Source organism: Shewanella sp. (assembly GCF_051658185.1).
Classification (GTDB): Bacteria; Pseudomonadota; Gammaproteobacteria; order Enterobacterales; family Shewanellaceae; genus Shewanella.
Genome location: NZ_JBOFMC010000054.1, coordinates 1 through 12615 on the forward strand (window position 1 = coordinate 1; position 12615 = coordinate 12615).

Consider the following 12615-nt stretch of genomic DNA (forward strand, 5'->3'; position numbering starts at 1 on the left):
ATGGGCTCTGAAGGCTATTTGATTAATCAATTTATTAGCGCGCGCACCAATTGTCGCGATGATGAATGGGGCGGCAGTTTTGCCCATCGCGCCAGCTTTGCGTTAGCAATTGTCAATGCTATCCGCGCCAAAGTGGGCCGGGATTTTATTGTGATTTTCCGCCTATCCATGCTCGATTTAGTCGAGAATGGTTCCACTTGGGATGAAGTGGTGCAATTGGCCAAGTGGTTAGAGCAAGCTGGCGTGTCAATCATCAACACCGGTATTGGTTGGCATGAGGCGAGGATCCCGACCATTGCCACCAGTGTGCCACGGGGTGCCTTTGCCTGGGTGACGCATAAGCTTAAGCAAGCGGTGTCGGTGCCGTTAATTGCCACGAATCGGATCAATACTCCTGAGATCGCCGAAAGCATCCTTGCGTCGGGTCAAGCGGACATGGTGTCGATGGCAAGACCTTTCCTCGCCGATCCGGAGTTTGTGAATAAAGCCGCGGCCAATACACCTGAGCTGATCAATACCTGTATTGGCTGTAATCAGGCTTGTCTAGACCATACTTTCTCCCTAAAGCGGGCGACCTGTTTGGTGAATCCGCGTGCCTGCTATGAAACCGAAATCAATTTCCTGCCAAGCGGCCATAAAAAACGCATCGCGGTGATGGGCGCAGGTCCAGCAGGGATGGCATTTTCGGTTTATGCCGCCATGCGCGGGCATCAAGTGACGCTCTTTGAGGCGAAATCCGAGGTGGGAGGCCAGTTTAATTTAGCCCGCAAAATCCCCGGCAAAGAGGAGTTTAACGAGACGATTCGTTATTTCCTTAATCAAATCCAACACCATAAAATTGATCTGCGGTTAAATACGCGCTTAGATGCAAAAGTATTGGAAAAAGAAACATTTGATGAAATTGTTATCGCCTCTGGGGTGGTGCCGAGGAGTGTAAGTTTACCCGGTTTTGACAGTCCGAAGGTGGTTGATTACCAGCAAGTGCTCACCGGTGAAGTCACGGTCGGGCAAAAGGTTGCCTTAATTGGCGCCGGGGGAATTGGTTTTGATATGGCCCATTTCCTGTGCGAAGCCGAATCGAGCACATTAAATCCGGACAAATGGTTAAAACAGTGGGGTATAGACAAGCAATATCAACATGCGGGTGGCTTAAGTGAGCCGCAAGTGGATAAGGCGGCTCATCGGAAAGTCTATTTACTGCAACGCAAGGCCTCTAAAATGGGCCAAGGTTTAGGTAAAACCACCGGTTGGATCCACCGCTTAGTGTTAAAACAGCATAATGTGATCATGAAAACTGGCGTGAATTATGAAAAGTTTGATGATGCAGGCCTGCATATTCGCGTTGGTGAGCAAACCGAAGTATTGCCTGTGGATAATGTAATCCTCTGCGCCGGTCAGGAGTCTAATCGCACTTTAGTGGAGGAGATGAAAGCCTCTGGCATCCCCGTGCATTTAATCGGCGGGGTTGACGTTGCCGCAGAGCTTGATGCTAAGCGCGCGATTCGCCAAGGGGCAGAGCTGGCTATGCGCTTGTAGTCGATCTTGGGTTTGTTAGCAATGTGCTTATTGCTGGAGAACTTGGGTGCTGTCGTTTTCTTCTCATGATGCCGAAAAGCCCGAGGTTTCCTCGGGCTTTTCGATTTGTTGCCTTTATTGCAGTACATGCACTAAGTTTAAAACTTAATTCAATGCGGTAACTCATAAGGGCAAAATAAATGCAGACTCATTCCTCATTGCTGGCGCCGTTTTTAGGCCGTGCGCCGTTGGCTAAAGCAATTATTGTTAGTGTTATCATCAGTGTATGCGTAAGTTTTTCTGCCATGAGTGACCCTTTATTTGATCCGCAACGCGCAAAAAAGGCCGGTGCAGACGAATATGGTATGAAACCCTATGTCATGGCATTCTTAAAACGTGGGCCACAGCAAAATCGTACGCCAGAAGAAGCTAAGCAATTGCAGCGAGCGCATTTGGACAACATTAGTCGCTTAGCTAATGAAGGTAAATTAGTACTAGCGGGGCCATTTTTACATAAAGGGGAACTGCGTGGTATTTATGTTTTTGACGTTAAAACCGTTGAAGAGGCGAGGGCGTTAACGCAAACCGATCCCGCCATCCAAGCCGGCAGTCTAGTATTAGAACTGCTGCCTTGGTATGGCAGTGCAGCGTTAACCGAGATAAATGAGTTGCATAAAATCATGGCAAAAAAAGCCATTTAATTCAGAATCATGGGTTACTTTGAGGCAGTTATTCTTCATTACACACGTTGAATAAGGCCTGAGGCATTGAGGGGGGGTGACGAACGGCGACCTTGTGCGATGCACTGTTGCTTGGCTGCTCTAAAGAGCTGGTCGTGAAAGGGGCTTTGCTCCGAGTGGCCACGGCAGCGCCCTCTGGGGATAAGTCGAGTTCTAAATCTTCGGCAGGGATACAGCAGCATGGCAGGCATTCATCTGCGTTAAGTTCCGCCAAGGGTTCGGTTAAATAGGTAACGCGGCCGCTAATAATGCGGGTTTTACAGCCACCACAAAATCCGCTGCGACACTCAGAAAAAATCTTTACCTTTTTACTTTCTAACGCCTGTAGCAAAGACCGATGTTGCTCGCCAAACAGCAACACCGGTTGTCCTTGCAGGCGCACTATGGGCGCCTTAGCAAAGGGATTGTTGGTCAACTTAAGGGGAAAGCTCACTACGTTAGCGCCTTAATGATCCACATTTGCGATCAAATTTAGAGATCAAAATCGAGGAACTCATCAGCATCTACCGCCGAGTCTATTTGCCCGACAAGATAGGAAGATACTTCAACTTCTTGGGGCGCGACTTGTACTGCATCGCTTTCTAACCAGTTTTTCATCCAAGGCAGTGGATTGGTGCTCTCGGGATAGGGCTGCGGCAAGTTAACGGACTTCATCCGTTGATTGGTGATAAATTCCACATATTGACAGAGAATTTGTTCGTTCAAGCCGATCATTGAGCCATCTTTGAACAAATATTTGGCCCATTCCTTTTCTTGTTCCGCGGCTTTTAAGAACAGATCATAGGCTGCTTGTTGACACTCGATGGCGATTTCGGCCATTTCAGGATCGTCTTTGCCACCTTGCATGAGGTTCAAAATATGCTGAGTGCTGTTCAGGTGTAAGGCTTCGTCGCGGGCAATTAAGCGAATAATTTTCGCGTTACCTTCCATTAGTTTACGTTCAGCAAAGGCGAATGAGCAGGCAAAGCTGACATAGAAACGGACAGCTTCTAGGGCATTGACAGACATCATGCACAGATACAAGGCTTTTTTGAGTGTGCGGATGTTAACAGTGAATTCTTTGCCTTCAATGACATAGGTACCAGCCCCGTGCAGATTAAACACTTGGGTTTGTTTAATTAACTCATCATAGTAAGCAGCGATGTCGGTGGCGCGGCGCAGGATCTCTTGATTGACCACGATATCGTCAAAAATTACTGAAGGATCGTTGACGATATTGCGGATAATGTGGGTGTAAGAGCGGGAGTGAATGGTCTCGGAGAATGACCAAGTTTCAATCCAGGTTTCAAGCTCAGGCAGTGAGACTAAGGGTAAAAAAGCCACATTGGGTGAGCGCCCTTGAATCGAGTCGAGCAGCGTTTGATATTTCAAGTTGGAAATAAAAATATGCTTTTCATGCTCAGGTAAAGCGTTGTAATCAATCTTATCGCGACTTACGTCCACTTCTTCAGGGCGCCAAAAGAAAGATAACTGCTTTTCGATGAGTTTTTCAAACACTTCATAGCGTTGTTGATCGTAGCGTGCCACGTTCACCGATTGTCCAAAAAACATCGGTTCACGGGTGGCGTCGTTAGGGGTTTGACAGAAGGTAGAGTAGGCCATGTTACTATTTTCCAATGGGCAGGGGGCCCAAAGGTCCCCTGCATTTCTTCATCTACAAATGGTTATGTGTGAGTGGCATTGCGGTCAATGCTAGATCTTACAGGCGCCGCCGGCGCAACCATCGTCTTCTTTCTCGAGATTGGTGATGTCATCGTGTTGATCCGAGGCACCATCGCGAGTGTTATGGTAATACAGGGTTTTCACCCCTAATTTGTAGGCGTTGAGCAGATCCTTTAACAGGGTTTGCATTGGCACTTTACGGCCTTCAAAACGCGCCGGATCATAGTTAGTGTTGGCCGATATTGCTTGGTCAACAAACTTTTGCATAATGCCCACTAACTGCAGATAACCGTCATTGCTAGGCATTTGCCACAGTAACTCATACTGATTTTTTAAGGTATCAAAATCAGGCACGACTTGTTTTAATTGCCCATCTTTACTGGCCTTCACGCTGATAAGGCCTCGTGGCGGCTCAATCCCGTTAGTCGCATTTGAGATCTGTGATGAGGTTTCAGACGGCATCAGTGCAGATAACGTCGAGTTACGCAAACCGTACTGTTTAATGTCGCTGCGCAGCGCTTCCCAGTCTAAATGCAATGGCTCACTGCAAATCTTATCTAAGTCACGCTTATAGGTATCAATAGGTAAAATACCTTGAGCGTAAGTGGTCTCATTAAATAATGGACAAGCCCCTTTTTCCTTCGCCAGATTCATTGAGGCTTTGAGCAGATAAAACTGAATCGCTTCAAAGGTCTTGTGGGTCAGGTTATTAGCGCTGCCATCAGAATATTTCATGCCATTTTTGGCTAAATAATTGGCGAAGTTAATCACTCCAATGCCGAGTGTGCGGCGATTCATGGAGGAAATTTGCGCGGCTTTAATTGGATAATCTTGATAATCCAATAGGTTATCCAAAGCTCGTACGGCTAAGTCGGCTAAGGGCTCCAGTTCGGCTAAATCGGTGATCGTCCCAAGGTTTAATGCTGACAGGGTGCATAGGGCGATTTCACCATTTGGATCATCAATATTATTCAAAGGTTTGGTTGGCAGGGCAATTTCCAGACAGAGGTTAGACTGTCTGATTGGGGCCACCTTCGCATCAAAGGGGCTGTGAGTATTGCAGTGATCCACGTTCTGAATATAGATGCGGCCTGTAGAGGCGCGCTCTTGCATCATCAGGGAAAAGAGTTCAACCGCCTTGAGACTCTTCTTGCGGATGCTGCTGTCCTGCTCGTATTGCTGATAAAGGCGCTCGAACTCCAACTGATCTTCAAAGAAGGCATCGTATAACCCAGGCACGTCCGATGGGCTAAAGAGGGTGATGTTTTCCCCTTTGATCAGGCGCTGATACATCAGTTTATTGAGTTGCACACCGTAATCCAAATGGCGAATACGGTTATCTTCAACCCCACGGTTGTTTTTCAGTACGAGGAGGGATTCAACCTCTAAGTGCCAAATGGGGTAAAACAGCGTGGCCGCACCACCGCGCACTCCGCCTTGGGAGCAAGATTTGACAGCCGTTTGAAAATATTTATAAAACGGTAAGCAGCCAGTGTGGAAGGCTTCGCCGCCACGAATGGGGCTACCAAGTGCGCGAATGCGGCCAGCGTTAATGCCAATGCCTGCCCGTTGGCTCACGTATTTGACGATTGAAGAAGCCGTTGCATTGATGGAGTCTAAGCTATCGCCACACTCGATTAATACGCAGGAGCTAAATTGGCGCGTCGGGGTGCGCACGCCCGCCATGATTGGGGTGGGTAAGGATATCTTAAAGGTCGATACCGCATCATAAAAATCCTTAACGTATTGAAGGCGAGTGGCTTTGGGATAACGGGCAAATAAGCAGGCCGCAACCAACATATACAGGAACTGCGCACTTTCGTAGATTTCATGGGTGACACGGTTTTGGACTAAATACTTGCCTTCGAGCTGTTTGACAGCCGCATAGGAAAAGTTCATATCGCGCCAATGGTCGATATAGGAGTTGAGTAGATCCAGCTCTTCGCGGCTGTAATCTTGCAAAATGTGCATGTCATATTTGCCCAGTTCGACCAGCTTAGTGACATGATCGTACAGCGCGGGTGGCTCAAATTGACCAAAGGCTTTCTTGCGTAAATGAAACACCGCTAAACGAGCCGCGAGAAATTGATAGTCCGGCGATTCTGGCGAAATTAAATCCGCTGCAGCTTTAATAATGGTTTCGTGAATGGCTTCGGTATGGATGCCATCGAAAAATTGCAGGTGCGAGCGAAGTTCAACTTCAGAAACAGAAACGTTTGTTAATCCCTTGGCTGCCCAAGTAATTACGCGGTGAATTTTATCGAGATCGATGTTCTCACGTTCACCACAGCGTTTTGTGACTGTCATAGTGCTATTCATTGAAGAGAGGCCTTGGTTTTTTAATATCTATTAGCGGTGAATTAATCACCGTACGTTTCCTTGTAAAACAATCGACAAACGCCCCTAAACATACGACATTCGGCCCAAATGGGGCCAATGGGTTGAGGCATTTCTAGTGTGTCTGATTGCTACCGATACACAAGATATGGTGTTTAAAATAATCTGGGATACAAGATAGTGAGGTTTACGTCTATTTGCAAGTCGCAAATCGTGGGGTAACTTGTGGATATCTTGAGGATAAAGAATAGGGTTAGTAATGGCTAACCCTGAAGCTCAATTTCAGGTGAGCGCACGTCAGCGTTGGGTGATTTTTAGGCGGCGCTTGGCCAAGGACGATTGCTAAAATAAGCAGCAGCACCTTGGGTAAGCTTTAAGCACGGGCAGCCATCAAGGCCTCAAGCACTGCTAACGGCGAAGTAAATTGCGCGAGCGCCGGCCAGTGCTGCGGGGTATCAGTGCTCGCCAGATACCCCCAAAGTGCGACAGCGCCTAACATGCCAGCAGCCTCGGCGGCGAGCAGATCCCGCTCTGCATCCCCTAAATACAAAATATGCTCGGGAGCACAATGTAATTGCTGGGCGCCGAGCAGCATAGGGGCAGGGTGAGGCTTAGCATAACAGGTCGAATCGCCACTGATCATTGCCGACAAGCGCGGGGTCAATTTGAGCTTTTGCAGTAATGGGCGGGTAAACCGGGCGGGCTTATTGGTGATGACCCCATAAGGGATTTTTTGTAAATCGAGCCAATCAAGCAGGGCGTTTATGCCGTTAAACAGCTGACAATGCTCACCGTTAATCTGTTGGTAATGGCTTAATAAGCCTTGTTGGATTTGTCTGCGTAAGGGCTCGCTGGCGTCGGGTAGCGCCGCATTCACCAGTGCTAAACTGCCGTGGGAGGCGGCGCTACGCATGCATGCCAAGGATGTTGGCGCTATCCCCGCATCTGTCAGGCTTAAGTTGAGGGCTTGCACCAGATCTGGCGCAGTATCGGCAAGGGTGCCATCAAGATCAAATAGTACGCCGTTTACTGGTGCTAAGCTCATGTTAATCGACCTTTTTTGTGGCAATCATGTAGTTGACATCCACACTCGTGGTGTACTTAAAGATCCCTGTAAGTGGGTTGTAGCGGATCCCTAAGGCGTCTTTACAGAGTAGATCTGTGCTCTCTACCAACGCGATTAACTCCGAGGGTTTAATAAATTTATTGTGGTTATGAGTGCCAATAGGCAGCATTTTGAGGAGGTACTCTGCACCGATAATGGTCTCAATAAAAGCGCGTAGATTGCGATTGATGGTGGAGAAAAACACATAGCCACCGGGTTTGACCATATCACAGCAGGCTTGAATGACCGACAACGGATCGGGCACGTGCTCCAGCATTTCCATACAGGTGACCACATCGTAATACTCTTGGTGATCTTGGCGATGGGCTTCGGCAGTGTTTTTCACATAATTAATGTTCACGCCAGATTCAAGAGCATGTAGGCGAGCCACGTCTAAAGGATCATCCCCCATGTCCAAGCCATCAACCACTGCACCAATGCGCGCCATGCTTTCAGACAAAATGCCGCCACCGCAGCCGACATCGAGCACTTTTTTACCAAAAATACCGCCAGCGGTTTGGTCAATATAATTTAACCGTAACGGATTGAGTTGATGGAGGGGTTTGAATTCGCCATTGGGATCCCACCAAGTTTGCGCCATACGTTCAAATTTGGCGATTTCCTGCGGATCAACATTGGTATTGTGGGGCATAGGATGACCTAAAACGCGTTAAATTGTGACGCCATTATAACGAGTCAGTTTGATAAACACAGTATGCGATGGGGTTAAGTGTTTGTGGTTGGTTGAAATTCCAGCAATAATTTCGGCTAACGGGTTTTATCGCATATAAAACACCTAGGAATGTTTAAGGAATAGCCAAAGCCGCGCAACCATCACCTATACCGGCGACTTTTTTGTACAGTCGATGGCTGAAATTGATAGTGTTTTCATCTATTAACTTACCTGCATCGCAATTCAAGTCGGATAGCTCTGGCGACATTAAAGAACTGTGTTAGAATGCCAAATCACGTTTTTGGGCCGCTCAATGATACGGAATATGCGTTGTCGGCTATTTTTCAGGGGAACGAGCAGTTTATGACTGATCTGGCATCATCTATTTCGCCAATTAATATCGAAGACGAACTAAAGAATTCGTACCTTGATTACGCCATGAGCGTCATCGTAGGACGTGCATTACCAGACGTGCGTGATGGCTTAAAGCCTGTGCATCGCCGCGTGCTGTTTGCCATGAGTGAATTGAAGAACGATTGGAACAAGCCGTACAAAAAATCTGCCCGTGTGGTCGGTGACGTGATCGGTAAATATCACCCCCATGGTGACTCTGCGGTATACGATACTATCGTCCGTATGGCTCAGCCTTTCTCACTGCGTTACACCTTAGTCGATGGTCAAGGTAACTTCGGTTCGGTTGACGGCGACTCCGCAGCGGCCATGCGTTACACCGAAATCCGTATGGATAAGTTAGCGCACCAACTCCTCGCTGATCTTGAAAAAGAAACCGTTGACTATGTGCCTAACTATGACGGCACCGAACAAATTCCTGCGGTACTCCCGACACGCGTCCCTAACCTATTGATTAACGGTTCATCGGGTATTGCGGTAGGCATGGCGACCAATATTCCGCCACACAACCTAACGGAAGTGGTTAAAGGCTGTTTAGCGCTGATCGCCGATCCTGCGTTGTCGATTGAACAGCTCATGGACTATATTCCAGGCCCTGATTTCCCAACCGCAGCGATTATCAATGGCCGTAAGGGCATTATTGATGCCTATAAAACGGGCCGTGGCCGCGCCGTGATGCGCGCCCTTGCTGATGTTGAAACGGAAGACAACGGCCGCGAGCGCATTATCGTTACCGAAATCCCGTATCAGGTGAACAAAGCCAAACTCATCGAGAAAATCGCTGAGTTAGTCAAAGATAAGAAGATAGAAGGCATTAGCGGTCTGCGCGACGAGTCTGACAAAGACGGTATGCGCATCGTTATTGAAATCAAACGCGGCGAAGTCGGTGAGGTCGTATTAAACAACCTCTATGCTCAAACGCAAATGCAGTGTTCTTTTGGTATCAACATGGTGGCATTGACTAACGGTCAGCCTAAGTTGTTCAACCTAAAAGAAATGCTTGAGTGCTTTATCCTGCACCGCCGTGAAGTGGTCACCCGCCGCACCGTATTTGAACTGCGTAAAGCGCGCGAGCGCGCCCATATCCTTGAAGCATTAGCCGTCGCGCTGGCCAACATCGATCCGATTATTGCGCTGATCAAAGCTTCGCCTACTCCAGCTGAAGCCAAAGTTAAGCTGGTTGAGCAGGGCTGGGAATTAGGCCATGTGCAAGGCATGCTTGAAAAGGCCGGGGATGATGCGGCGCGCCCTGAGTGGTTAGAGCCACAATACGGTATCCGCGATGGTCAATACTTCCTGACTGAGCAACAGGCTCAGGCGATTCTAGAGCTGCGCCTGCACCGTTTAACGGGGCTTGAGCACGATAAGATCATCGCCGAATACGAAGAATTGCTCGAATTTATCGCCGGTTTGCTGTTTATTTTGCGCAGCCCTGAGCGTTTGATGGAAGTGATCAAAGAAGAGCTGGAAGAGATTCTGGCCGAATATGGCGATGCCCGCCGCACTGTTATCAACGCCAACGAAATTGATATGAGTCTTGAAGACTTAATCACCGAAGAAGACGTCGTCGTGACGCTGTCGCACTTAGGTTATGCCAAGTATCAACCGCTGAGCGATTACCAAGCTCAGCGCCGTGGTGGTAAAGGCAAAGTCGCCACGAAAGTCAAAGACGAAGATTTTGTTGAAAAACTGTTAGTGGCCAACACCCACGATACCATTCTGTGCTTCTCCGACTTCGGTAAGATGTACTGGCTCAAGGTGTATCAATTACCGCTGGCAAGCCGCACGTCCCGTGGTCGCCCGATTGTTAACTTGCTGCCGCTGGCTGATGGCGAGCGCATTACTGCGATTCTGCCAGTGCGTGAATACGCCGAAGATAAGTACATCATCATGGCGACGTCAAATGGTACGGTGAAGAAAACTGCGCTGACGGCGTACAGCAACCCACGTGCAAACGGCATTATCGCTGTTAACCTCAAAGACGGTGACCAACTGATCGGTGTCGATATCACCAATGGTGATGATGAGATCATGCTGTTCTCCAACGAAGGTAAAGTGGTTCGCTTTAAAGAAGGCGAAGAAGTGGCCGTCCTCGATGAACACGGCAACCCAGTGCTGGATGAAGAAGGCAACCCACAGATCAACTTCAAGGGCGTGCGTCCAATGGGTCGTGGTGCGACCGGTGTTCGCGGTATCAAGCTTGAAGAAGGTCAAAAAGTGGTGTCGCTCATCGTACCTAAGGGCGATGGCGCAATCTTAACTGTGACCGAAAACGGCTACGGTAAACGTACCGAGCTGTCTGAATACCCATCGAAGAGCCGCGCGACGAAAGGCGTGGTATCGATTAAGGTCAGTGAGCGTAACGGTGCTGTGGTTGGCGCGGTACAAGTTGGCGGCAATGATGAGATCATGCTGATCAGCGACAAAGGCACGTTAGTGCGCACGCCTGCAAACGGTGTGTCTATCATCGGCCGTAATACGCAAGGCGTGACCATTATTCGCACCGCTGCGGATGAAAAAGTTGTCGGCCTACAACGTATTGATGAAATCCAAGGCGATGAGGATGACGTCGAGTTGGATGAAAACGGTATGCCAATCGTTCCAGTGGTCGCTGAAGGTGACATTGTTCAAGAAGAGCTGGAAGCGCCTTTAGAGGATGAGCTGGACGACGCATTAGAAGAAGACGAAGAGCTTGACGATGAGCAAGACGAAGACTAATTCAATTGCATAAAAACGGGCGTCCAATTGGACGCTCGTTTTTTTCATGGCAAGGTTATATTTTATAAATTCTAATAACATGGTTGATGAAAAAGGAGAGTGGCAGTGAGCGCGATTTATAATTTCTGTGCAGGTCCTGCGATGTTACCCGCTGCGGTCATGCAAAAAGCACAACAGGAATTACTCGATTGGCATGGTCAAGGCGTTTCCGTGATGGAGGTAAGCCATCGCAGTCAGGAGTTCATTGCGCTGACCAAACAAGCTGAGGCGGATTTACGCGAGCTGATGCAGATCCCACACAATTATCATGTGCTGTTTATGCATGGCGGCGGCCGGGGCCAATTTTCTGCAGTTGTGAATAATTTTTTAGGCAATCATGGACGCGCCCTGTATTTAGTCAGCGGTCAATGGTCCTCTGCGGCCTTGACTGAAGCGCAAAAACTGGCGGGTGATGCACAAATTGACAGTCTGAATATTGTGGAAAAACACAATGGACTCAATGCAGTAGTGCTACCTGATTTACACAAGATTGATGCCGATTACCGTTATGTGCATTACTGCCCAAATGAGACAGTTGATGGTATCGAAATTTTTGATGAATTAGATTCGCCATGGCCCATCGTCGCCGATCTTTCATCGACGATCATGTCCCGTGAAATAGATGTGAGCCGTTATGGGCTGATTTACGCTGGCGCACAAAAAAATATTGGTCCTTCAGGCTTGGCTATTGTTATCGTCCGTGATGATATGCTTAGACTCCCAAGCCTACTGCAATCCTCCATTATGGATTACCGTTTAGCCGTTGAACATGATTCAATGTTCAACACGCCGCCAACCTTTGCTTGGTATCTCGCTGCTGAAGTTTTTGCTTGGCTCAAATCCATTGGCGGCATTGCGAGTATTGCAAAAATTAATCAACAAAAAGCACAGATGCTGTACCAATGCATCGATAATAACCGGTTTTATCGTAACGGGGTGGTGGCGGCCAATCGTTCACAAATGAACGTTACTTTCCAATTGGCAGATGAATCACTCGATGGCGAGTTTCTAAAGCAGGCCCAAGCCGCAGGCTTGGTCGCCCTCAAAGGTCACCGGATTGTGGGGGGGATGCGTGCTAGCCTGTATAATGCCATGCCACTTGAGGGGGTAGTTGCCTTAGTCAAATTTATGAATGAATTTGCAGCAAAATATCACGATTAACCTCGCTAGCAAATGCTCAAAAGTGGTGCCTCGTCGCGTTAAGGCTGGCCGGTTTGGTCTTAACGCTGAAAGGCAGCACAACGCCTTAGTCACCTTTGTCATTTAAACAACATCTGCGCAATGTGTTCGCGCCCTTTATTGTTGGTAGGCTCTGTTGACCGCTACATCCCTTGCATTTTGTGGCGGCTGTTATGTCTTTTAGTATTGATTCTTCGATAACTAAGGGGCTGCCATTTCGTTGGGATGATGAGGTT

General features: G+C 48.2%; 9 protein-coding genes. 4 read left to right on the forward strand and 5 right to left on the reverse strand.

Going from position 1 to position 12615, the window contains the following annotated elements:
* Positions 1-1536, forward strand: a 1536-nt coding sequence (locus tag ACRCZA_RS02235; RefSeq protein ID WP_438672857.1) for an oxidoreductase, incomplete at its 5' end; no start/stop codon positions are given.
* A 179-nt stretch (positions 1537-1715) separates the two neighbouring features.
* The gene (locus tag ACRCZA_RS02240) at positions 1716-2216 is read left to right on the forward strand and encodes a YciI family protein (protein WP_438672858.1); all 501 of its coding nucleotides are present in this window, start codon (positions 1716-1718) and stop codon (positions 2214-2216) included.
* A 28-nt stretch (positions 2217-2244) separates the two neighbouring features.
* On the opposite strand, the gene yfaE is transcribed toward ACRCZA_RS02240, so the two are convergent.
* From yfaE to ubiG, 5 genes are all read right to left on the reverse strand, one after another.
* Positions 2245-2688: a class I ribonucleotide reductase maintenance protein YfaE gene (yfaE, locus tag ACRCZA_RS02245; protein ID WP_438672859.1), complete on the reverse strand. Its 444-nt coding sequence runs from the start codon at positions 2686-2688 to the stop codon at positions 2245-2247.
* A gap of 38 nt (positions 2689-2726) precedes the next feature.
* Positions 2727-3857 carry a class Ia ribonucleoside-diphosphate reductase subunit beta gene (nrdB, locus tag ACRCZA_RS02250; protein WP_438672860.1) on the reverse strand — a complete coding sequence of 377 codons (1131 nt, stop codon included), beginning with the start codon at positions 3855-3857 and terminating at the stop codon, positions 2727-2729.
* Positions 3858-3947: 90 nt separating this feature from the next.
* On the reverse strand, positions 3948-6236 hold the full coding sequence (nrdA, locus tag ACRCZA_RS02255) for a class 1a ribonucleoside-diphosphate reductase subunit alpha (protein WP_438672861.1): 2289 nt from the start codon (positions 6234-6236) through the stop codon (positions 3948-3950).
* A 391-nt stretch (positions 6237-6627) separates the two neighbouring features.
* Positions 6628-7299, reverse strand: a complete 672-nt coding sequence (locus ACRCZA_RS02260) for an HAD family hydrolase (RefSeq protein WP_438672862.1) — start codon at positions 7297-7299, stop codon at positions 6628-6630.
* Between the two features lies 1 nt (position 7300).
* Positions 7301-8011, reverse strand: coding sequence for a bifunctional 2-polyprenyl-6-hydroxyphenol methylase/3-demethylubiquinol 3-O-methyltransferase UbiG (ubiG, locus tag ACRCZA_RS02265; protein WP_438672863.1), 711 nt, complete (start codon positions 8009-8011; stop codon positions 7301-7303).
* 384 nt (positions 8012-8395) lie between these two features.
* Here ubiG and gyrA point away from each other — a divergent pair, with 384 nt between their 5' ends.
* Both gyrA and serC read left to right on the forward strand, forming a co-directional pair.
* Positions 8396-11161, forward strand: a complete 2766-nt coding sequence (gene gyrA / locus ACRCZA_RS02270; protein WP_438672865.1) for a DNA gyrase subunit A — start codon at positions 8396-8398, stop codon at positions 11159-11161.
* 105 nt (positions 11162-11266) lie between these two features.
* A complete protein-coding gene (serC, locus tag ACRCZA_RS02275; protein WP_438672864.1) occupies positions 11267-12361 on the forward strand; it encodes a 3-phosphoserine/phosphohydroxythreonine transaminase in 1095 nt (364 codons plus the stop codon).
* The last annotated feature ends 254 nt before the right edge of the window (positions 12362-12615 follow it).

Bases quoted from the DNA above. Each gene is read 5' to 3' on its own strand.
- ACRCZA_RS02240 (WP_438672858.1), top strand. From the start codon at position 1,716: ATGCAGACTCATTCCTCATTGCTGGCGCCGTTTTTAGGCCGTGCGCCG.
- nrdB (WP_438672860.1), bottom strand. From the start codon at position 3,857: ATGGCCTACTCTACCTTCTGTCAAACCCCTAACGACGCCACCCGTGAA.
- nrdA (WP_438672861.1), bottom strand. From the start codon at position 6,236: ATGAATAGCACTATGACAGTCACAAAACGCTGTGGTGAACGTGAGAAC.
- ACRCZA_RS02260 (WP_438672862.1), bottom strand. From the start codon at position 7,299: ATGAGCTTAGCACCAGTAAACGGCGTACTATTTGATCTTGATGGCACC.
- ubiG (WP_438672863.1), bottom strand. From the start codon at position 8,011: ATGCCCCACAATACCAATGTTGATCCGCAGGAAATCGCCAAATTTGAA.
- gyrA (WP_438672865.1), top strand. From the start codon at position 8,396: ATGACTGATCTGGCATCATCTATTTCGCCAATTAATATCGAAGACGAA.